Below are 20,941 nucleotides of genomic sequence, written 5' to 3' on the forward strand. Positions count from 1 at the left end.
AGGCCCCTGACCATGTATGCCGGCATGCATCCCGATCCCGAGACCCTCGATCTGCCCCGCATCGGCATGGCGGACGCGAGCGACGTCAGCCCGATCATCCGCCGCGTCCGCCCACGGGCTGCGCCCCTCGGCTCGGCCGTGGTCCTGCGCGCGGTCCTGGCCTTCCTGACCTTCGCGGTCCTCGGCGCCCTGGCGATCCCCGCGATGGCGCGGGCGGAGGGCCTGCGCCTGCGCGGCGACGTGACCGCCCGCGGCGACGTCCTGACGCTGGCCGACCTCGTCGAGGGGGCGCCGGAGACCCTGGCCGCACGGCCGCTGTTCCGCTCGCCCGCGCTGGGYGCCACCGGGACGATCCAGACCCGCCGGATCCTCGATGCGACCGCCGCCCTGGGACTCACCGGCGTGGAGACCGGTGGACGGCTGCAGATCGCCGTGCAGCGCGCAGCCCGCCGCCTCGGGCCGCCGGAGATCGAGGCGGCGCTCAAGCGCAGCCTCGAGACCGGGTACGGACTCGATCCCCGCAGCGTCGCGGTCCGCTTCGACGGGGATGGCCCGACCCTCCTCGCGCCGGTGGACCTCGAAGGACAGGCGGCCGCCCTGGACCTGACCTACGACCCGCGCTCCCGCCGTGTCGCCGGGCTCGTCAGCCTGGGCGAGCGGCAGGCCTCGCTGCGGGTCTCCGGAGTGGTCATCGAGTTGCGGGAGGTGGCGGTGCTCACACGGGCGCTCAACCGCGGCGAGCCGGTGAAGGAAGGCGACGTCGTCATGGAGCGGCGTCCCCGCGAGGCCGTCGCCCCCGACGCGCAGGGGAGCGCCACCGCGATCCTCGGCGAGGTCGCCCAGCAGACGCTCGCGGCCGGCACCGTGCTGCGGGTCTCCGACACGGCCAAGCCGGAACTTGTCGCGCGCGGCGAGAACGTGACCATCGTGTACGAGACGCCGAGCATCAGCCTGTCGATGCGCGGTCTCGCCAACGATGCCGGCCGCATGGGCGCCGTCGTGAACGTCGTCAACGTCGCCTCCAAGAAGATCCTCCAGGCCACCGTGATCGGTCCCGGCCGGGTCTCGGTGAGCCCGAACCCGGCGGCTCAACAGGCCGCCGGCACCGCCCCGGTCCAGGCGACCGCCTCCCTGCGCTGACCGCCCGCCTTGTACGCGTCGAAGAGTGATTGCCCGATGGCCAGCCGCCTCGTCCTGAACCCGCTCGCCGCCGTTCTGATCGCCGGGGCGCTCGGCGCCTGCAACACCGCAGACCGGCTCTCGCAGGTCGGCGCGACCCCAGCGCTGTCGGCGATCGAGGACCCGACCACGCAGCCCGGCTACAAGCCGGTGCGGATGCCGATGCCCGACGTGCAGCCGGTCTCCTACGCGCCGAATTCCCTCTGGCGCACGGGCTCCAGGGCCTTCTTCAAGGACCAGCGCGCCGCCCGGCTCGGCGATATCCTTACCGTGAAGGTCAACGTCACCGATCAGGCCAACATCAGCAACGAGACCAAGCGCTCCCGGGCCAACACCGAGAGCTTCGGCCTGCCGAATGCCCTGGGGCTCGAGAACAACGCGGTCGGCAAGTCCCTCGGCGTGGGCAGCACGGCCCTGCTCGCCGCCACGTCGGCGACCTCGAACGACGGCGCCGGCTCGGTCCAGCGGGCCGAAACCGTGACGACGAACGTCGCCGCTGTGGTCACGCAGGTGCTGCCGAACGGCAACCTGGTGGTCGAGGGCAAGCAGGAGATCCGCGTCAACTTCGAGGTGCGCGAGATGGTCGTCGCGGGCGTGGTCCGGCCCGAGGACATCGAATCCGACAACACGATCGATTCGACCAAGATCGCCCAGGCCCGGATCGCCTATGGCGGGCGCGGCCAGATCACCGACGTGCAGCAGCCGCGCTACGGCCAGCAGATCGTCGACATCCTCCTGCCGTTCTGAGCCGTTTCAGCCCGGCTCCTCCGGCTCCGGCCCACGAGTGACGTCGAGGCCGGAGCCGCTGCCCGGGGGCGGCCCGACCTTGACCGGCGCTCCGGTGCGGGCGGCCTCGTAGATCGCCTCCATCAGCACCTGGTCCTGCAGGCCCTCCTCGCCGGGGGTGCGGGGCCGCAGGTTCTCCTGGACGCACCGGGCGAAGTGGTCGAGTTCCAGCGCGAACTGATTTCTGGGGCTCAGGACCCTCTCGTCCCTCGTGGCGTTCTTGCCGTCGCGGCGGCCGATGGTCAGGCGCTGGCCCTGATAGGCGAAGGCGTTCTGGAGATCGATCGCGGCGGTCCCGGTATGCAGGGTCAGGCTCCGCGCCTCGTAGACCCCGTAGCTCGACAGGCACTGCGCGATCACCCCGGACGGGAACCGCAGGGTGAAGCTCACCGTCTCCTCGACCTCGCGGAACTTCGGGTCGTCCGGGGGCGCGTGGATCTGGGCCTGGATCAGATCCGGCTCCTCGCCGAGCACGGCGCGCGTCGTGTTCAGGCAGTAGAGCCCGATATCCGGCAGCGAGCCGCCCCCCGCCAGCGCCTTGCGCAGGCGCCACTGCTCCGGCAATCCGGTTGTCTGCCCGTTGAAGGCCTGGATCAGCCGAGGCCGGCCGAACTCGCCGGATCGGGCGAGCCTGATCACTGCGCGGTTGTGCGGCTCGTACTGGCAGCGATAGGCGATCATCAATTTGACGTCGGCCTTGGCGCAGGCCGCGATCATCTCGCGGCATTCGTCCGAGGAGACCGCCATCGGCTTCTCGCAGAGGACCTGCTTTCCGGAGGCTGCCGCCGCGACGACGTTGTCCCGGTGCACGCCGTTCGGCGTGACGATGTAGACAGCCTGGACGTTCGGGTTGGCCTTCAGCCGATCCCATTCGTCGTAGCCGTAGACCGCATCGTCGGGCAGACCGTACTGGCGGGCCACGAGCTTGGCCTTGTCGGGGGAGCCCGACATCACCGCCGCGAGCCGCGCGCGCTTGGCCTCGCCGAAGGCCGGAAGGATCTCGTCGAGACTGAGCCGCCCGAGACCGACGACGCAGTAGCCGACGCGCTGGCCCGGCGGCTGGGGGGCAGGGCTCGGAGCGGGCGGCCGGTCGCCGCGACCGCGCCAGTTCGGGAACATCACCCGCCCGCCCTGCACGGCGCCGGTATCGGCCGGGACCGATGCCGACGGCGGGGCCGCCTGAGCGCCGCCGCCCATGGCGGCTCCGGCGAGGGCACCTCCGGCCGCAAGGACGGTGCGTCGTGAGAGCCGAGTGTCGTCCGCCATGTGCCTCGCCGTATCGCCAGATCGAAACGACGACGCCGGGGCGCCGCCGCGTGGACAGGAAGCCGCCGCGGGCGGAACCGTATCCTCGGTGAACGCGGCCCGGCTCCAGGCTGTTTCCGTCGCGGAGCGCGGCGCGCCGACGCGCCACCTCTGCCGGGCCGCCGGCGAGGCGCGTCTGCACGAAACCGAGCCCGACCGTTCCGGCCGATCGCCAGGCCACGAAGGTTGGTCGTGCCCCATCACGGCAGGGAGCGATCAGTTCGAAGGCAATCCGGCAGGGTGACCCCGACGGGCACGCGGATCCTCGCCCCGCCCAGGCTTCGATCCCGGGCGACCCAGGCGATCTTCGGGAGGAAGGCGGCGACGCTCGGCCGGCCTGCGCGGCCGACACGGCGGCGAGCGGTGCGACGGCGGTCGGTCACGATCCCCGATCCCGGTTCGTTGCGCGGGCGGGACAAGTCCCATCCCGCCCGGGAATGCCCGCTCCGTCCACCCCGACCCTCTGGATACGCTAACGGCGGTCAGGCCGGCGGCGGCGGATCGGGGGCCTCGACCTCGCCACGGCGCTGCAATTGGAGGGCGATGAACCAGCACAGGGAGGCCCAGGCCGCACCGATGCACCAGCCGGCCAGCACGTCGCTCGGCCAATGCACGCCGAGATAGACCCGGCTGAGGCCGACCAGCAGCGTCACGCTCACGCCGAGCGCCAGGACCAGGGCCTTGGCGCGCCGGTTGCGCTCGACGCGGGCGATCAGGGTCGCCAGCGTCAGGTAGGCGATCGCCGACATGGTGGCGTGGCCGCTCGGGAAGCTCGCCGTGAACACCTCCATGCCGTGGGGCACGAGGTCCGGCCGCGGCCTCTGGTAGAAGACCTTCAGGACGGTCGAGACCAGTTCGCCGCTGCCCACGGCGGCGAGGACGTAGAGGCCAATCCGCCGACGCCCGGACACGCCGAGATAGGCCGCCACCGCGCAAGTCAGGAACAGCACCGTGAAGACGCTGCCGAGTCCCGTGATGTCGCGCATCGTTTCCTCGAGCCAGGGCGGCCCGATCGGGTCGGCGAGGTCGGCCGGGTTGCGCAGGGCGAGCAGGATCTTGCGGTCGAGCGCCGCCGTGGAACCCTCGCCGACTTCGTGGGCGAGGAAGAAGAACCCGTAACCCAGGATGCTCAGGCCGAGCAGGGCGACGAGGGGACCGACCTCGTTCAGGCGCAGGCGCAGCCACACCGCCAGGGCGGGCTCGATCAGCCGGTTCTGTCGCAGGTTGGCCGGCGCCCTCATCGGGCGGTCTCCGGGAAGGAGGCGGAAGCCATCACGCGTTGTCTCCGAAGGGCAGGCGGGCGACCGCGTCCCATGGGCCGCCCCGATAGCGCCAGAGGAGCGTGGCCGGCGCGGCGAACCGGAACGGCGCGAACCCCGCCGACAGGTCGGCGTGGAGCGCCCTGGCCCGATCCGGTGCCACCTTGTTCTGCACCGTGACGTGCGGGCGCCAGCCCTGACGGTCCTGGGCGGTGAGATAAGGGGCGAAATCCTGCGCGAGGCGGTCACGGAAGCGCGTCAGCGCCTCGGATTCGAGGACGTAGGCGACACCGCGGCCGGTGAAGCGCAGGCCGGTCACCGCGACTTCCGGCGGCGGCACGGTTCGGGCGAGGGCGGTAATGGCCTCGATCACGCCCTGCTCCCGGTCGCCCGGCAGATGGTGAAACAGCGTCGCGTGGGCCGGAATGTGGTTGAGGGCGTCGGGAAAGTACCGGCGCCGCTCGCCATCGAACCGCGCGAAGGCGGGCACGTCGAAGGCAAGCGTCAGGATCAGGGGGTCCGCGTCCATCATGCGGGCCAGATGGCGCCCGCGGAGGCTCAGGTCCAGTGCAGAACCCGCGCCGTAGGCAGATCGCGGGCAAGGCATGCGGTGCAGTGGCTCCGCATCGCCTGCGTCAGGGGCTTCGGGAAGACGTGCTTCACGGAGCCGAACTTCGTCCGTTTCTCCACCCGATCCGCCTCGTCGAGGGGCAGGTCCGAACCGGGGCACCAGCGACGCAGGACTGCCGTCGAGCCGGGGGTGAACCGGTGGGTGATGAGTTCCGCGGTGAGGTCGAGGTCCGGCACGCCGGCAAGGGCGTCGGCGGCGATCAGCTCCGGGTGATCGCGGCGTTCAGTAGCCGGAGGGAGGGGGGACGGCATGGCAGACGGACGCAGGGCCGGCACATCGAGGTCCGGCCTAGTCGCCCGATCCCGCTGCGGCTAAAGCACCGGCATGTCAGCAGGCAAGGAGAGCGTACATGTCGGCCGCGATGRCTGGTTATTCCTCACCGGAGGAACCAACCGGGTCATGGACCGGTACCGCGGCGGCCTGCGGCACTGGCTGCTGCTGCGCGGCTGGGCGCGGCTGATCCAGGCGCGCGCGCGGAGAGCCGAGGGCCTCGGCATCCGCTGCCTCCACGTGATCGTGCCGGAGAAACTGTCGGTCTACGACGACAAGACCGACGGGCTGCGCTACGCGCCCGGCAAAGCCTCGACCCGCCGCCTCGCCCGCCGCCTCGCGCGACACCCGGCCTATCTCGATCTCCTCGCCCCCCTCCGCGCCGCCCGCGACGGCCCAGTGCCGCTCTACCTGCGCACCGACACCCATTGGACGATGCAGGGCTGCCTGCTGGCCTATCGCGCGATCATGCGGGCGCTCGGGGCGATTCCGCCGGTCGACATCGGCACGCGCCCCGGAATGGTCTCGGATCAGCTCATGGACCTCGGGGAGAAGCTGCCCGACCGGCCCCGGGAACGCGTCGAGCGCTTCATGCTGCAGCGCGACGCGATGCGGGTGGAAACCGGGCCGCTCCTGGCCGCCTACGAGGCTCAGGGGCGTGACCGGGAGGTGCATGTCGGCGCGCACGTCGTCTACCGGAACCCGTCACCGACCGCCGATCCGCGCAGGCTCGTCCTGTTCGGCGATTCCTGCGCACATTTCGACCCGTTCCTGCTGACCGGGCTGCTGGCCGAGAGCTTCCGCGAGGTCCATTTCGTCTGGTCGTCGAGCCTCGACTGGAGCTACATCGAGCGCGTGCGTCCCGACATCCTGCTGTTCGAGCTGGCCGAGCGCTTCCTGCCCAAGCTCCCGTCCGACGATTTCGACGTGGCAGTCTCCGGCCAGCGTGGCACGGGCGGCCGGCTCGCACAGATCAGGGCAGCGGGACTGCCGGGAGCCCCAGCGGCCGCGGCACCTCAGTAGATGGCCGGATCCAGGCGTGCGAAGTCGGTGATGCTGGCCGCCTGATATTTGGTAAAGGATTCCGGCGCGCAGGCGACCCCGATCATCAGGACGAGGAGCGTCGCGAGGCACGCGAGCGTCGCCGTGACCACGTCGGCATGGCGCCGCAGGGCATGGATCACCAAGCACCCGAACGTGAACAGGGCCGCCTCGGCGACGGGCACCAGCGCGAACGACATCACTTCACCTCCATCGATCTCCCGCCGGATCGTTTCGCTGCGGCACGCGCCCGGCGACCGGCGGGTACCCGAGAGATGGCGGATTTTGTTGCACCGCAACAGAAGCGTGGGCGCAAGCCTGCCTTGCGCGACGGTCGCGGGCTCACGGGAACCAGCGGCTTTGCGCCGCGAACGGAAACGGTCGAGCGCCCGCCTGCCGTCTTCCCAGACGCGATGCCCGACCCATGTCGTTCGCTTGGCCGGCGGAAGAGGATACGACGATGGGCCTCCTCGTGGATGGGATCTGGCGCGACCAGTGGTACGACACCGCCGCGACGGGCGGTCGCTTCGAGCGCAAGGCGTCGGCCTTCCGCAGTTGGGTGACCGCCGACGGGTCGGCGGGCGCCTCCGGCGACGGCGGCTTTCGTGCCGAGGCGGGGCGTTACCACCTGTACGTGTCATTGGCCTGTCCCTGGGCGCACCGCACCCTGATCGGGCGTACCCTGAAGGGCCTGGAGGACGCGATCAGCGTGTCCGTGGTCGATCCGCATATGGGCGCGGAGGGATGGGTGTTCGGGGACACGCCGGGGGCGACGCCGGATCCGATCCACGGCGCCCGGCGCCTCTACGAGATCTACCTGGCGGCGGATCCGTCCTACACCGGCCGCGTCACCGTGCCGGTGCTCTGGGACCGGCAGCGGGCCACCATCGTGTCGAACGAATCCGCCGAGATCCTGCGGATGCTGAACGACGCCTTCGGGGGCGCGGGGCCGGACCTCTATCCCGCGGACCTGCGCGCCGAGATCGACGCAGTGAATGCCCGGGTCTACGACCGGGTGAACAACGGGGTCTACAAGGCGGGCTTCGCCACAACGCAGAACGCCTACGCCCAAGCCTTCACCGCGCTGTTCGCGGAACTCGACGCGCTTGAGGAGCGCCTCGACCGGGGCCGCTATCTCTGCGGCGACCGCCTGACCGAGGCGGATGTCCGGCTGTTCACCACCCTGGTCCGGTTCGATGCGGTCTATGTCGGCCACTTCAAGTGCAACCGGCATCGGATCGCCGACTACCCGAACCTGTCGAACTACCTGCGCGACATCTACGCGCTGCCCGGCGTCGCATCGACCGTCGACGTCATGCACATCAAGCGGCACTATTACGAGAGCCATCCGACCATCAATCCGACGGGGATCGTGCCGCTCGGGCCGGATCTGGACTTCGCCGCGCCCAACGATCGCGCCCTGCGATTCGGCTGAAGGCTTCCGCCCCTCGACGGCAGGCGGGAAGCGCCTAGTTCGGCTCTCAACCGGAGGATGACCGACACGCCATGATGAACAGCCTGCGCCTCGCGATGCTCTGCGCCCTCGTCAGTCTGCCGTCGGCATCCCTTGCCCAGGCGGCCCTCCGGCTGGAGGGCACCTGCGAGAAGCTTGTCATCGGCACGCAGGATCTCAGCGGCTCGTGCAGCACCGTGCTGACCAACGCGGTGAGCCGCAACCGCACCAGTTTCGACTTCACCACCTCCGACGGGCGCACGCTCAGCTTCAGCGGCAACGGCGCCCAGCAGGAAGCCACCGAGGAGACCGATCCCCTGCAGCCGATCAACGCCGTCACCACCGGGACGGACGGCGCCCCGATCCTGGCCATCGGCGCCTGCCGCTTCTCCACGCCGGAACCGGGGCGGACCGCCATCACCTGTGAGGCCAATGCGGCCGATGGCCGTGCCTTCGCCGGCACGTTCGTGACGGCCGCCAAGGCGGCAACCGGTGCGCCGCCTGCATCGGCACCCCGCTGAGGCATCCTGGGCCTTGGACTGGTCAGATCATACCGGAAGCCCCATTTAGGGAACTCCACGAAAAAGGTTCCGAAGCCAGACCGATGCTCAACGATACCCTCGCCGGGGGCGGTGCCCCGGCCGGCGATACCGGCACCCTCATCAAGGACACGACCACCGCGAGCTTCCGTCAGGATGTCATCGCCGAGTCGATGAACCGGCCGGTGCTGGTCGATTTCTGGGCGCCCTGGTGCGGGCCGTGCAAGCAGCTCACGCCGGTGCTTGAGAAGACCGTCCGGGAAGCCGCGGGAGCGGTCGCCCTGGTCAAGATGAACATCGATGAGCACCCGTCGATCGCGGGCCAGCTCGGCATCCAGTCGATCCCGGCGGTCATCGTCTTCCAGAAGGGCCAGCCGGTCGACGGGTTCATGGGCGCGGTCCCCGAGAGCCAGATCAAGGAGCTGATCGGGCGCGTGGCCGGCCCCCAGGAGGATCCCATCGAAGCGGCCCTCGCCGACGCCGCGGCCCTGATCGAGGAGGGCGACCTCGCGGGCGCCTCCGAGATCTACGCGGCGGTGCTGGAGCAGCAGCCCGACAACGTCACGGCCCTGGCCGGTCTCGCCAAGATGCAGCTCGATGCCGGCGAGATCGAGAACGCCAAACGCGTGCTCGCCATGGTTCCGGAGGCGAAGGCAGGTGATCCGGCGCTCACCGGCATCCGCGCCGCCCTCGATCTGGCTGAGCAGGCCGCCTCGCTCGGCGATCTCGCCGGCCTGCAACGGGAGGTCGAGGCCAGTCCGGATGCCCATCAGGCCCGGTTCGATCTCGCGCTGGCGCTCGCGGCCCGGGGTGAGCGCGGTCAGGCTGTCGATCATCTGATCGAGCTGCGCAAGCGCGACAAGGACTGGAATGAGGACGGCGCGCGCAAGCAACTGCTGCAGTTCTTCGACGCCTGGGGCGTGATGGATCCCGACACGATCCGCGGCCGGCGCAAGCTCTCGGCGCTTCTGTTCTCGTGAGGTGCCGGCTCGCGCGCCGGCCCACCCTTCGGCCCCTCTGGGAGGCGCCATGAGCACCCATGCGAGCTACAAGGGTCCGGCGGATTGCCCCGCCGTGATCCCCGTCTTCCCCCTGTCGGGCGCGCTGCTCCTCCCGCGGGGGCAGATGCCGCTGAACATCTTCGAACCGCGCTATCTCGCCATGGTCGACGATGCCATGCGCACCGACAGGATCATTGGGATGATCCAGCCCGACCCCGAGGGATCGATGGCGGCCAATCCGAAACTTTACCGGGTCGGCTGCGCCGGCCGGGTGACCCAGTACGCAGAGACCGGCGATGGCCGATACCTGATCTCGCTGACCGGCATCACCCGCTTCCGCGTCGAAAGCGAACTGGCCTCGATCGGGCCGTACCGCCGTTGCCACGTCTCCTACGACGACTTCGCGGTGGACTTCGAACCGCGAGCGGGCGAGGAGCTTGTCGACCGCGCGGGGGTGCTCAAGGCGCTGCGCGATTTCGTGGAGTCGAACGACCTCAAGGTGGATTGGGCCGGGATCGACGAGGCGCCTGACGAGGCGCTTGTCAACGCCCTTTGCATGATGAGCCCGTTCGGCGTGCGCGAGAAGCAGGCGATGCTCGAGGCCCCCGACCTGAAGACCCGGGCCGAGATCCTGATCGCGGTCACGCAGATGGAACTGGTTCGGGGCTCCGGTCCCGAGTCGACGATGCAATAGGGCTGCACGCACGATGACCAACGACCTCACCGCCCCTATCGAGGCGACCCGCGTCGATCCGAAGCTTCTGGAGATTCTGGTCTGCCCGCTGACCAAGGGCACGCTGGAATATGATTCGGCCCGCCAGGAGCTGATCAGTCGCTCGGCCAAGCTCGCCTACCCGATCCGCGACGGCATCCCGATCATGCTGCCGGAGGAGGCCCGTCCGCTGACGGATTGAGCCGACGACCGGACCGTCCTCGCCGAGCGATCGAACAGGCCTCGCATCATCCCGGGGCCGCGCGGCGGAGCCCCTGATCCGCGGCCACCATCGGGCGATGTTCTGGGCACGAGGAAGGTCGGTCCCGCCGTGTCTGCGCACCAAACCCAGCCGGATGCGGCACCACCCGGAATGCTCCACAAGCAATCCGGATCCGAACATCGGCATACAGCCAAGCATTCGGTCGATGTAGCGTAGCGGCTGCGGTTCAGACCGGGTGCGACGCCTGATCTCACTTAAATTGCCGATCGGCCATACTCTCGCCGTCTCTGTCGTTCAGCCTAGCGTCATGGTGCATCGACGAGATTGACCGGGCACGCCGCACGACGCGGCGTCCGCAATGCCGAGAGTTTACCCCGCATGACCAAGCTGACCGCGGCCGCGGCCCTCGCCGCCGGCCTTCTCCTTCCGCTGTGCACGACCGCCAACGCGGAGCCGACCACGCATAACGGACGGTGGTCGGTGGAACTGGTCACGGAGACCGGTCTGTGCAGCGCCCGCTATACCTACGCGCTCGCCATCCGGGAGGGAGAGGTGCAACTGATCTCCGGCTCCGCCGGAGCCCGGGTGAACGGGCATGTCGGCGCCGACGGAAGCGTCGGTCTCACCGTGAGCAACGGGACGGCGAGCGGCACCGGAACGGGACGGCTCCGGGCCGGAAGCGGCGCGGGCACCTGGAAGGTCTCGTCCCTGTGCTCCGGCCACTGGACCGCGCGGCGCAGCGATACCCGCACCGCACAGGCCGATTGAGCTCTCTCAGGCGGCCGCTGCGAGCCAGCTGCGCGCCTCGTCGAGACGGGCGCGCTCGAACACTTTGATCTGCGTCGGCGACACGAAGTTGAAGGTCTCGGCCAGCGCCTTGAGCCAGGGCGCGTCCGTCACCAGGGCGACATGGCTGACGCTCTTCATCATCGAGATGCCGAAGCGCGGATCCTTGAAGAAGGCGGCGGGCTCCATGCCCTCGAACGCGCGAATGTCCTCGAGCAGCTTGATCTTGCCGCCCTTGTCGAGGTCGGCCTTCATGGCGGTCATCGCCGCATTCATCTCCTCGTCGGTGATCTTCCCGTCGACCACGATCTCAGCCACGTTCGAATCCGACGTCTTGGTATAGGTCAGCACTGATCGCTCCTCCGGGAATCGCGAGCGTCCCGTCGCCGGGTTCCGGCCAGGGTCCGCCGCCCGTGGCCCGAGCCATACCCGATCGCGGCGCGCTCGGGTATGGCTCTGGACCCATGCTCTGGCGTGCTTCCGGACGTCTACGTCGCCAGGAAGCGCGCGAAGTGTCCTACAGAAAGCTTTGCGGGTCGACATCGACGGCGACCCGGACGTTGCCCCTGATCTTCGGGCCGCGGGCCAGCCAAGCCCGCAGATAGGCCTGGAGGTCGACGTTGCGCTCGGTCTTCACCAGCAGCCGGAATCGGTAGCGGCCGCGCACCAGCGCGAGGGGCGCTTCGGCGGGTCCCAGGACCATCACGCCCTCGGGCGGGTCGGCGGCACGGGCCAGCGCCTGCCCGTGCGCCTCCGCGACTTCCCGCTCGCTCGCCGAGACGATCAGCGCGGCGAGCCGGCCGAACGGCGGCAGGCCGGCGGCTTCGCGGGCCTGAATCTCCTCGGCGTAGAACCGCTCCGCATCTCCCGAGAGCAGGGCGGCGATCACCGGATGATCCGGCTGGTAGGTCTGGACGAGAGCCCGGCCGGGCTTCTCGCCGCGCCCGGCGCGACCGGTCACCTGCTGCAGCAACTGGAAGGTCCGCTCGGCCGCTCGTGGATCGCCCGAGGTCAGCCCGATATCGGCATCGAGGACGCCGACCAGGGTCAGGAACGGGAAGTTATGGCCCTTGGCCACGAGTTGCGTGCCGATCACAACATCGCACGCGCCCGCCGCGACCGCGTCCAACTCCTGCCGAAGGCGCTCGGCGCCACCGGGGAAGTCGCTCGACAGGACGACGATGCGCCGGTCCGGGAACAGCGCGGCGGCCTCCTCGGCGATCCGCTCGACTCCGGGTCCGCAGGCGGTGAGGTTGTCGAAGGTGCCGCACTCGGTACAGGCGTCCGGCCGGCGCTCGGCGTAGCCGCACTGGTGGCAGACCAGCGCCCGGCGGAACCGGTGCTCCACGAGCCAGGTCGAGCAGTTCCGGCACTGGTAGCGGTGGCCGCAGGCGCGGCAGAGGGTCAGCGGCGCGTAGCCCCGGCGGTTGAGGAACAGCAGCGCCTGCTCGCCGCGCTCCAGGGTGTGCTTCACGGCGTTGACCAGCGGCGGGCTGAGGAAGCGGCCGCGCTCGGGCTGGTCGCGACGCATGTCGATGGCCGCGATGTCGGGCAGGCTGCGGCCGCCGAAGCGCTCCGGCAGAAGGATGTGCCGGTAGCGGCCCCGGGCGGCGTTCACCCGGGTCTCGATGGCCGGGGTCGCCGAGGTCAGCACCACCGGACAGCCTTCCAGCCGTCCGCGCACCACCGCCATGTCCCGGGCGTGATAATGGACGCCGTCCTCCTGCTTGTAGGCGGTCTCGTGCTCCTCATCGACCACGATCAGGCCCAGGCGGGCGAAGGGCAGGAACAGCGCCGAGCGCGCGCCCACGACCACGAGGGCCTCGCCCTCGGCCACGGCCGCGCGCAGGCGCTCGCGCCGCTTGCCGCCGATCCCGGAATGCCACGCTGCCGGCCGCACCCCGAACCGGGCGGCGAACCGGTCGAGGAACTGGGCCGTCAGGGCGATCTCGGGCATCAGGATCAGGGCCTGTCGGCCCGCCCGGACGCAGGCCGCCACGGCCTCGAAATAGACCTCGGTCTTGCCCGAGCCGGTCACGCCCTCGAGGAGGACCGGCCTGAGATCGACGGCGACCGCAGGCTGCGGGCGGTCCCATGGGAACGGCGCGACGAGGGCGGCCACCGCCTCGGCCTGCGCGGGGGAGAGCGGTGCCCGCGGACAATCGGGATCGGGCCGGGGCGCGACTGGCTCCGGTTCCACCGCCACCGTCTCCAGGGCGCCGTCATCGATGAGACCGTCGACCACCGACAGCGAGACCCCCGCCTCCTTGGCGAGGGCGCTCTTGCCCCGCAACGCCCCGTCGGCGGCGACCGCCAGCACCTTGGTGCGGGCCGGCGTGGGCCGGGCCGGGGGCTTGTCGGTGATGCGTACGGCCACCCGGACGGCCTCGACGGCCGCGGCCTCGTCGGGCAGGCGCAGCACCATGGCGAGCGCCGAGCCCTTCGGCGCCAACGTGTAGCGGGCGATCCAGTCGACGAGGCTGCGCAGGGGCTCCGACAGGGGCGGGTAGGGGAGGCGCCTGGTCACCGGCCGCAGGTTCGAGCCGCCGACGGTCTCGGTGACCCCCCAGACGACACCGACGATCTCGCGCGGCCCGAGCGGCACCTGGACCACGTCGCCCGGGGCGAGGTCGAACCCGGCCGGCGCCACGTAACTGTAGGGCGTATCGAGGGCCAGCGGGATCAGGATCTCGGCGACGACGGGCATGCAGGGCTTTTCGGGCGGGTCCGTTCCGGGTCCGTACCACAGGCCCGGGAAAAGAACCCGCCGCTTCAGCGCCGCCGCAGCCCCGGCACCAGCGGCAGGGCGGCGAGGCTCAGCGCCGCCATGGCCCAGAAGGCCGATGCCCCGAAGGATCCGTAGAGTGCTCCCGAGGCCAGGGTCGCGAGCACGCCGGAGAGGCCGAGGCCGAGGGTGCCGTAGAGCGCCAGCGCGGTCGCCCGGAGATCGGCGGGCGCGGATTCCTCGATGAGCCCCAGGCAGGCGAGGTGCAGGAGCGCGAAGCTCAGCCCATGGAGCGCCTCCGCGGCAGCGAGCCAGGGAATCGCGGTCGTGGATCCCAGAACCGCCCAGCGCAGGGCACCCGCACAGGCCGCCACCGAGACGCCGCCCGGCGCACCGATCCGCGCCAGGACGGGCCGTCCGACCACCAGGAAGACCAGCACCTCGGCGGCCACCGATACCGACCAGAGCAGGCCGGCGGTGCCGGCCCCGATCCCGGCGGAGCGCCACAGGATCATGGCGAAGCCGTCGTGCATCGCATGAGCGCCGATCACCAGGGCGGCGGCCAGCACCGTCCGGCGGAAGCGCGGCAGCGCGATCAGGGCCGGGAAGCCGCGCCACAGCGATCCGGCCCGGATCGCACCGGCCGGGTTCGCGGGCAGCGCCAGGGCCGCCGCACCGGCGGTGAGGAACAGCGTGCCGCTCGCGATCAGCGCGGCGGCGAGCCCGAAGATCCCGACCAGCCAGCCCGCGGCGGCCGTGCCGGCGATGAAGGCAGCCGAGCCGGCGCCGCGGACCCACCCGTACTGGAAGGCGGCCCCATCCCGGGCGGCGGTCAGGGCCAACGCGTCGGCGAGCGGTGCTGGGGCCGCGGTGCCGGCCGCGTACAGGAGCGCCGGCCCGATCAGTTGCGCCATGCCGGCACCGGGCAGATGCGCCAGGGCGGCGACACCCGCCAGCCCGAGGCTCGCAGCCAGGACGGAACGGCCGGCCTGCCGGTTGTCGGCGTAGGCTCCGGCCAGGGGGCCGACCACGAGGCGCAGGGCACCGGCTGCGGCGAGCAGGACGCCGATCTCGCCCGGCGTCAGGCCCCGCGCGGCCAGGAAACCCGGCAGGATCGGCGACAGACCGCCATAGGCGCCATAGAGGGCGGCATACAGGATCAGGAACCGGGCGAGCCCGCTTGTCCGATGGCCGCTGCCTGCCCACACCCGCATCAGCGGAGCCTAGCACCGGCGGGTCGTGCGGTGTCAGGCCTTTACCGACCTTCGATCAGCAGGGACGCCGGACCGCATAGCGATAGCGGCGTCCCTGGGCGTCGAGCAATTCGCTGTCGGATCCTTCCTGCCAGACGACCTCGTCCTGGGGACCGGCGGCGTTGGTCAGCGTTGCCCCGCGGACGATGTCGAGGCTGAGGCCGAATCCGTAATTGGTGGCCGCGGCGTCGGTGATCGCGGCCGAGATATCGGCTTCGTCGGGCAGGCAGGCGAAGAGCACGCCGTCGGCGATGGCCAGGGTGTAGGTTTGCACGGATGGGCTCCATGGGGCTCGGAGAGCGTGGACCGGCATGCGAGCGCCCCAACCTAGGGATCGAAGTCCGGATGTGAAGCGCGCCCACCGAATTGCTGCATTGCAACATTGCGTGAGAACGGGCGCGAGCCCTGGGCGTGTCCCCGTGGCGGCCCAGATGGCGGTCGAGATCACGGGCCATTTCGTCGATGACCGTCCCGGTTCCGGAGGCGTCCGGCGTGAACAGGTCGCGCGGCGGTGATCAGGATCGCTTCGGATTGCCGGACTCCCCGGGATTCCAGACGTAGCCGCCCCCATGGATACGAAGGAGCAGCCGGTCGCGGTTGGCCTCTGGCATCTGCCGGGGCTCGATCACGAAGGCGTTCACACCGCCGATTACCGCGGTCTCGCTGATGACGCCGCGTTCGCCGCGCAGGGCGGGGAGCCCGGTCGCCCCGGCATCGGCCAGCTTGTCGACCCGTACTCTCCGTGCCGCGGTGTCAGGCGGGTTCGCGTTCCATGCCGGATGGCGGTACGGCGCCGCTGTGCGGAATAGCGGGCTGACGGTCTCGGGTACCGGCGCCGCCGTGCCGGGAAAATTTCGGTTTCTTACGGCGGCCCGATCGGCGACCCACGCCTTCAGGCTCCGCGTTGGGGCAGGGCGGCGGGCGTCTCCGGCTCGACCACAAGGGTCGCCGGCACGGGACCGTCGCCCGCGAGCGCCTCGGCGATCGCCTCCGGTGCGATCGGCTGCTCCGACCCGGATCCCGCCGAATCCGGGGTGATCCGGGCGGTCTCCCGGCGCGGCCCGGCCTCCGCCGCAGCGGCGTGCTCGTCGGCGACGCGGGCCACGGCCTCGGGGGCGATCAGCCCGATCGCGGCGGCGTGCTCGGCCATGGCAACGCTGTCGGCGGCGAGCACGAGGCTCGACCCGGCCCGGGCGACGGCACCCGCCAGGCGCACGACCTCCTCGACCCGGGCGGCGTTGCGGGACACGTTCCGGATGTAGACCGCCAGCACCCGCCCGGGATTCTCCTCGACGATCTGCGCGTAGACCTCAGGGTCGTGCTGGCCGCTGTCGCCGATCAGCACGAAGGGCAGATCGCGGTAGAGGGCGAGCATGTGGCGGATCAGCGCCTGCTTGTGATCCGTCGCCCTTCGCGGCAGCGGGTGCGTCCAGGAGAGCCCCCATTCCCGCAGGAACAGCACCGGCCCCGCCGGGATGCCGTGGCGCTGGAAGAACTCCGACAGCATCTCGTAGAGGCCCCAGGGCGCACGGGAGACGTAGAGCATCGGGTTGCCCTCGGCGCCGCCGAGGCCGCCGTGCAGGGCGCGGTACAGGGCAGCCACGCCCGGGAAGGCGACCCGGCTCTCGGCATCCTCCACGAACAGCCGCCAGAGCATCGTCAGCTTGTTGGCGACGCCGGTGCGCATGACCGTGTCGTCGATGTCGCTGACGACGACGCAGCGGCACCGGTCGGGCGGGATGAAGACCGCGCCCTCGGCGGGGATCGGCGGGTCGGCGTCGAGGACGAGATCGACCGTGTGCCAGTCGCCCCCGTCCGCCGGGGGCGTTCGCGGGTACAGATGCACGCGGAAATAGCCGTCGCGGTCGGTTTCGACCCGGGCGGCGTCCCCTCCGAACCGGGCGGTCACGGCCGCCCCGGCCACCTTGTGACGGGCGATGCGGCGGCGCAGGTCGCGCCACTGCGCCCGCAGGGATTCGGGATCCTCGTCGGGAATGCCGGGCGACTGGCGAAACACCCGGCCGATCAGGAAGATCTCGTCGTGCGAGCCGTAGCCGCGATAGGGCTCGACCACGAGCCCGCCGCGGCCCTTGCCGCCATGCCCCTGCGCGCGGCGGACCGGCCGCGTGAGGACCCGCAGCGCCTTGGTGGCACCCCTGCGTACGCGCGAGGACATGGGATCGGCCGCTCTCAGGCGCTCACGCGGGGGGCAGCTCGGGGGTGAGTCCCATCGCGTCCAGCCCTTCCTCCAGGAGATCCCCGGCGTCGGGCGAGCCCAGCAATTCCCGCACGGCACCCTCGCCCACGGCCTCGCGCTCGCGGGCGAAGCGAACCGCCTCGCCCCATTCCTCAGGCTCCATGTCCCCACGCCCGACGTACAGGAGTGCCAGCAGCTCCGCGCGGGAATCGTCGTCGAGCCCGGCGATCATGCCGCGGACCTCGGATTCGGTGGCGTCGTCCGTCCCCGAGGTGAGGACGTCGGTGGCGCCGTCGTCGATCGGGTTCGAGCCCGAATCCGGATCGGTATTGCCCTCCTTGACCTCGATCGCGCGCAGTCGCGTGACGAGGTCGATGACGGTTTCGACGGCGATGTCCATGTGGTGATCTCCGGACTCTGGCAGGGTCGGGCAAGGGGAGCCCTCAAGCCGCGACAACGGACGAGCGGGCACCGGGTTCGCCCGATCCCCAGCGATAGCGGCTTGCGCGGTCCGCACCACTTCCCGGCTCACCGGCCGTGCGTTAGAGGCTGCAAGACTTTCCCGACGACCCGATCGATACCGGCGATAGACGTGGTTTTTTCAAAAACGTTCAGAATGTCCCTCGCCGATACCGTTCATCTTCGTGCGGGCAACTTGAGGTCCCGGCGCGTGGCCGGGCTGAGGCTGCGCGTTTCGGCTCTCGCGGGCCTCGGAGGCCTGGCCGGGGCCGCATTGCTGGGGCAGGGGACCGCCGTCGCCAAGCCCGGGGGCTACGAGGGCAGCGCGCCGAGCTGCTTCGTGACCGGCGGGGGCGCACTCGAGATCTGCCGCGAGGGCTCGGAGGCCGAGGGCGTCCTGATCGCGCCGGCCCCCTGCGCGTTCGTGCGCGGCGTGCAGATCCTGCGTCTGGCCCGGTCCGAGTCGCCCGGGCCGCTCCAGGCGGTGTTCCAGGGGCAGACCCCGGTGGCATCCCGCCGGGACGAGCCCTGTCCGGAGCGCCGGGCCACGGACAGCCGCGACGGGGGCGCCCTGCGCACCGGCCGCACCTTCGAGGCCCTGGCCACGACGCTGCCGCCCTCGGCCGACCGGTTCTGGGTCGACCTGCCCGAGCAGCGCGGGCGGACCCGCGGCTGGTCCGAGCCGACGCCGGCCGCCGAGGGGATCGGACCGCGCGACCCGATCGCGATCTCCGGCCGCGACTGGGCCGGAGAGGCCTACAGCTACGTCTTCCTGCTCGGGCAGGAGCGCGTGGGCGTCACCGGCGCCGCCGAGGCCGATACGAAGGATCGCGGCCGGCGGCGACGGTCGGAACCGGATGCGCCCACGGACGGGCCGGCCGATGTCCGGCGCCGCGTGCAGATCGAGGCACGCACCCTCGATTTCCAGACGTTCGAGATCCGCACCCGCACCGCCGACGGCTACGGGCTCGCCTGGACACCGTTCGAGACCGGCTCCGGACCCGGGCGGCGCAGCGACCCGCCCGCTCCCGCAGCGGTGATGGACGAAGCGGGGAAGCCAGTCGCCTCGGCCTGCACGGCCCCGGCCTTCGAGACCCACGGGCTCGCCGGTTCGATCAGCATCGTCGACCACACCTATCACTACGTCTACACGGACGTGCTGCCAGAGGATTGCGGGCTCGCCCCCGAGAAACGCCGAACCGGGCTCTTCCTGCGCACGGCGCAGGATTTGTCCGGACCGAAGGTTTGGTCGACGGCGCGGAAGCTCGCCGGGCCGCTGCCGCCCGGGACCCTCGTGCGGGTCGCCCGGGCCAAGGGCATGCAGCGCTGGGCGGTCTCCTACACATGCCAGCGGCCCGCCAATGCCCCCGGCGGACCGGTCGCCGACATCTGCCTGCAATACACCGCCGACCTGAGCCTCGACGGGATCGGAGCCCTCCAACTCTACGCCGATCCCGTCGAGGCGGGTCGCTCCTCCGCCTATCTCGGGCTGCGATCCGGCGGCGATGGCAGCGGCCGCTTCGACCGGAGCGCGCATTTCTGGATGACCGACGCGGAAGGCAACCTCGACACGCCCGCGATCTACCCCGGCAAGGCCGGCTTCCTCACCTGGCTCGACCGGCTCGCCCCGACCGCCTCGGGCCGCGACACGTCGAGCCTCTATGGGCGGCCCGTCTATTGGGCGACGTGGACAGTGCGCCGGATCGGGGCGCAATAAATCGGAGGAACCGCTATATCGGCGGCCGACCAGCCGCTTGAGGCGTGCCCGACGGACCCGATGGAAACCCATATCGACCTGTGGTTTGCCGCGAGCATCGTCCTGATCTCGCTGCTGCTCTCGGCCTTCTTCGCGGGGGCGGAGACCGCCTTCACGGCCGCCTCCCGTGCTCGGATGCACGCTCTCGAACAGGCGGGCGACCCGAGGGCGGCGATCGTCAACCGCATCCTGGCGATCCGCGAGCGCTTCATCGGGGCGATGCTGATCGGCTACAACATCGTGGCGATCGGCGCCTCGGCCTTCACCACCAGTGTGCTCACCGCGCTGTTCGGCAAGAGCGGCGTGATCTACGCCACGGTCGGCATGTCGGTGCTGGTCATCGTGTTCGCCGAGGTGCTGCCGAAGACGCTCGCCATCTCCAAGCCCGACAAGGCGGCCCTGCTCACGGCCCGGCCGGTGGCCTTCGCGGTGGCGCTGATGGGCCCGCTCGCCATCGCCATCGAGCACCTCGTGCGGCTGATGCTGAAGCCGTTCGGCATCACCATCGGCGAGCACCAGTCGATTCTCACCGCCGCCGAGGAACTCCGCGGGCAGGTGGCGCTGATGCACCGGGAAGGGGGCGTCGCCAAGGCCGAGCGCGACATGCTGGGCGGCCTCCTCGACCTGTCGGACCTGTCGGTCTCCGACGTCATGGTCCACCGCACCAAGATGCGGGCGATCGACGCGGATCAGCCCTCCGAGGACATCGTCCGCGCCGTCCTGTCCTCGCCGTACACGCGCATGCCGCTCTGGCGCGGCACGCCGGAGAACATCGTCGGCGTGCTCCATGCCAAGGACCTGTTGCGGGCGCTCGACGCCGCGGGCGGCGATGCCTCCGGCCTGAAGGTCGAGGCGCTGGCCCTCGAGACGTGGTTCGTGCCGGGCACCACGTCGCTGCGCGCCCAGCTCAAGGCCTTCCTGACCAAGAAGACCCACTTCGCCCTGGTGGTCGACGAGTACGGCGAGGTGATGGGACTCGTGACCCTGGAGGACATCCTGGAGGAGATCGTCGGCGAGATCGCCGACGAGCACGACGTCGCGGTCTCCGGCGTCCGGCCGCAGGGGGACGGTTCGGTGAACGTCGACGGCGGCGTGCCGATCCGCGATCTGAACCGCGCCATGGACTGGAACCTGCCCGACGAGGAGGCGACCACGATCGCCGGCCTCGTTATCCACGAGGCCCGGACGATCCCCGACCAGGGGACGGCCTTCAACTTTCACGGCTTCCGCTTCCAGGTGCTGCGGAAGGCCAAGAACCGGATCACCACGCTGCGGATCACGCCGCTCACCGCGACCGGCATCCAGGCGACGGCGCAGACGGAGGCGCAGCGCGGCACGGTCTGACCGCGCCGCGCCGGCGTGGTCT

Annotated in this window: 21 protein-coding genes and 1 pseudogene; 11 read left to right on the forward strand and 11 right to left on the reverse strand. The window is 70.9% G+C overall.

Going from position 1 to position 20,941, the window contains the following annotated elements:
- Window positions 1–12 precede the first annotated feature (12 nt).
- Both flgA and flgH read left to right on the forward strand, forming a co-directional pair.
- Window positions 13–1,140, forward strand: a complete 1,128-nt coding sequence (gene flgA / locus ACXJKQ_RS12665; protein WP_457106088.1) for a flagellar basal body P-ring formation chaperone FlgA — start codon at window positions 13–15, stop codon at window positions 1,138–1,140.
- A gap of 36 nt (window positions 1,141–1,176) precedes the next feature.
- Window positions 1,177–1,926 carry a flagellar basal body L-ring protein FlgH gene (gene flgH, locus ACXJKQ_RS12670; RefSeq protein ID WP_457106089.1) on the forward strand — a complete coding sequence of 250 codons (750 nt, stop codon included), beginning with the start codon at window positions 1,177–1,179 and terminating at the stop codon, window positions 1,924–1,926.
- Between the two features lie 6 nt (window positions 1,927–1,932).
- On the opposite strand, the gene ACXJKQ_RS12675 is transcribed toward flgH, so the two are convergent.
- From ACXJKQ_RS12675 to ACXJKQ_RS12690, 4 genes and pseudogenes are all read right to left on the reverse strand, one after another.
- A complete protein-coding gene (locus ACXJKQ_RS12675) occupies window positions 1,933–3,231 on the reverse strand; it encodes a Gfo/Idh/MocA family protein (RefSeq protein WP_457106090.1) in 1,299 nt (432 codons plus the stop codon).
- 521 nt (window positions 3,232–3,752) lie between these two features.
- Window positions 3,753–4,511, reverse strand: coding sequence for a phosphatase PAP2 family protein (locus ACXJKQ_RS12680; RefSeq protein WP_457106091.1), 759 nt, complete (start codon window positions 4,509–4,511; stop codon window positions 3,753–3,755).
- Between the two features lie 31 nt (window positions 4,512–4,542).
- The gene (locus ACXJKQ_RS12685; RefSeq protein ID WP_457106092.1) at window positions 4,543–5,061 is read right to left on the reverse strand and encodes a 2'-5' RNA ligase family protein; all 519 of its coding nucleotides are present in this window, start codon (window positions 5,059–5,061) and stop codon (window positions 4,543–4,545) included.
- A 26-nt stretch (window positions 5,062–5,087) separates the two neighbouring features.
- Window positions 5,088–5,357, reverse strand: a pseudogene (locus ACXJKQ_RS12690) (spore photoproduct lyase family protein); the annotation flags it as partial.
- A gap of 127 nt (window positions 5,358–5,484) precedes the next feature.
- On the opposite strand from ACXJKQ_RS12690, the gene ACXJKQ_RS12695 reads away from it, so the two are divergent.
- Window positions 5,485–6,453, forward strand: coding sequence for an alginate O-acetyltransferase AlgX-related protein (locus ACXJKQ_RS12695; RefSeq protein WP_457106093.1), 969 nt, complete (start codon window positions 5,485–5,487; stop codon window positions 6,451–6,453).
- On the opposite strand, the gene ACXJKQ_RS12700 is transcribed toward ACXJKQ_RS12695, so the two are convergent.
- Window positions 6,447–6,671, reverse strand: a complete 225-nt coding sequence (locus tag ACXJKQ_RS12700; protein ID WP_457106094.1) for a hypothetical protein — start codon at window positions 6,669–6,671, stop codon at window positions 6,447–6,449. The genes ACXJKQ_RS12695 and ACXJKQ_RS12700 overlap by 7 nt on opposite strands.
- A gap of 260 nt (window positions 6,672–6,931) precedes the next feature.
- Between ACXJKQ_RS12700 and ACXJKQ_RS12705 the strand changes: the two genes are divergently transcribed.
- The 6 genes from ACXJKQ_RS12705 (at window position 6,932) to ACXJKQ_RS12730 (ending at window position 11,167) form a co-directional block, all read left to right on the forward strand.
- The gene (locus ACXJKQ_RS12705) at window positions 6,932–7,906 is read left to right on the forward strand and encodes a glutathione S-transferase family protein (protein WP_457106095.1); all 975 of its coding nucleotides are present in this window, start codon (window positions 6,932–6,934) and stop codon (window positions 7,904–7,906) included.
- A gap of 71 nt (window positions 7,907–7,977) precedes the next feature.
- A complete protein-coding gene (locus ACXJKQ_RS12710; RefSeq protein WP_457106096.1) occupies window positions 7,978–8,445 on the forward strand; it encodes a hypothetical protein in 468 nt (155 codons plus the stop codon).
- Between the two features lie 83 nt (window positions 8,446–8,528).
- A complete protein-coding gene (gene trxA, locus ACXJKQ_RS12715; protein WP_457106097.1) occupies window positions 8,529–9,443 on the forward strand; it encodes a thioredoxin in 915 nt (304 codons plus the stop codon).
- Window positions 9,444–9,492: 49 nt separating this feature from the next.
- Window positions 9,493–10,158, forward strand: coding sequence for an LON peptidase substrate-binding domain-containing protein (locus ACXJKQ_RS12720; protein WP_457106098.1), 666 nt, complete (start codon window positions 9,493–9,495; stop codon window positions 10,156–10,158).
- A gap of 13 nt (window positions 10,159–10,171) precedes the next feature.
- The gene (locus ACXJKQ_RS12725) at window positions 10,172–10,378 is read left to right on the forward strand and encodes a Trm112 family protein (RefSeq protein ID WP_457106099.1); all 207 of its coding nucleotides are present in this window, start codon (window positions 10,172–10,174) and stop codon (window positions 10,376–10,378) included.
- Window positions 10,379–10,777: 399 nt separating this feature from the next.
- Window positions 10,778–11,167, forward strand: a complete 390-nt coding sequence (locus tag ACXJKQ_RS12730; RefSeq protein WP_457106100.1) for a hypothetical protein — start codon at window positions 10,778–10,780, stop codon at window positions 11,165–11,167.
- A 6-nt stretch (window positions 11,168–11,173) separates the two neighbouring features.
- On the opposite strand, the gene ACXJKQ_RS12735 is transcribed toward ACXJKQ_RS12730, so the two are convergent.
- The 6 genes from ACXJKQ_RS12735 to ACXJKQ_RS12760 all read right to left on the reverse strand — a co-directional run bounded on the left by ACXJKQ_RS12735 (window position 11,174) and on the right by ACXJKQ_RS12760 (window position 17,760).
- Window positions 11,174–11,536, reverse strand: coding sequence for an STAS/SEC14 domain-containing protein (locus ACXJKQ_RS12735; protein ID WP_457106101.1), 363 nt, complete (start codon window positions 11,534–11,536; stop codon window positions 11,174–11,176).
- A gap of 166 nt (window positions 11,537–11,702) precedes the next feature.
- A complete protein-coding gene (locus tag ACXJKQ_RS12740; RefSeq protein ID WP_457106102.1) occupies window positions 11,703–13,892 on the reverse strand; it encodes a primosomal protein N' in 2,190 nt (729 codons plus the stop codon).
- 65 nt (window positions 13,893–13,957) lie between these two features.
- Complete coding sequence (locus ACXJKQ_RS12745; protein WP_457106103.1) at window positions 13,958–15,124, reverse strand: MFS transporter; 1,167 nt, start codon at window positions 15,122–15,124, stop codon at window positions 13,958–13,960.
- 55 nt (window positions 15,125–15,179) lie between these two features.
- Complete coding sequence (locus tag ACXJKQ_RS12750) at window positions 15,180–15,437, reverse strand: hypothetical protein (protein ID WP_457106104.1); 258 nt, start codon at window positions 15,435–15,437, stop codon at window positions 15,180–15,182.
- A gap of 618 nt (window positions 15,438–16,055) precedes the next feature.
- Window positions 16,056–17,339, reverse strand: coding sequence for an App1 family protein (locus ACXJKQ_RS12755; RefSeq protein ID WP_457106105.1), 1,284 nt, complete (start codon window positions 17,337–17,339; stop codon window positions 16,056–16,058).
- A gap of 22 nt (window positions 17,340–17,361) precedes the next feature.
- The gene (locus tag ACXJKQ_RS12760; protein WP_457106106.1) at window positions 17,362–17,760 is read right to left on the reverse strand and encodes a DUF3775 domain-containing protein; all 399 of its coding nucleotides are present in this window, start codon (window positions 17,758–17,760) and stop codon (window positions 17,362–17,364) included.
- 216 nt (window positions 17,761–17,976) lie between these two features.
- Here ACXJKQ_RS12760 and ACXJKQ_RS12765 point away from each other — a divergent pair, with 216 nt between their 5' ends.
- Together ACXJKQ_RS12765 and ACXJKQ_RS12770 are read left to right on the forward strand one after the other, a co-directional pair.
- Window positions 17,977–19,536, forward strand: coding sequence for a hypothetical protein (locus ACXJKQ_RS12765; protein ID WP_457106107.1), 1,560 nt, complete (start codon window positions 17,977–17,979; stop codon window positions 19,534–19,536).
- A gap of 60 nt (window positions 19,537–19,596) precedes the next feature.
- The gene (locus ACXJKQ_RS12770) at window positions 19,597–20,919 is read left to right on the forward strand and encodes an HlyC/CorC family transporter (RefSeq protein ID WP_457106108.1); all 1,323 of its coding nucleotides are present in this window, start codon (window positions 19,597–19,599) and stop codon (window positions 20,917–20,919) included.
- Window positions 20,920–20,941: the final 22 nt, after the last annotated feature.

The sequence above is a fragment of the Methylobacterium sp. P5_C11 genome, from assembly GCF_054049775.1.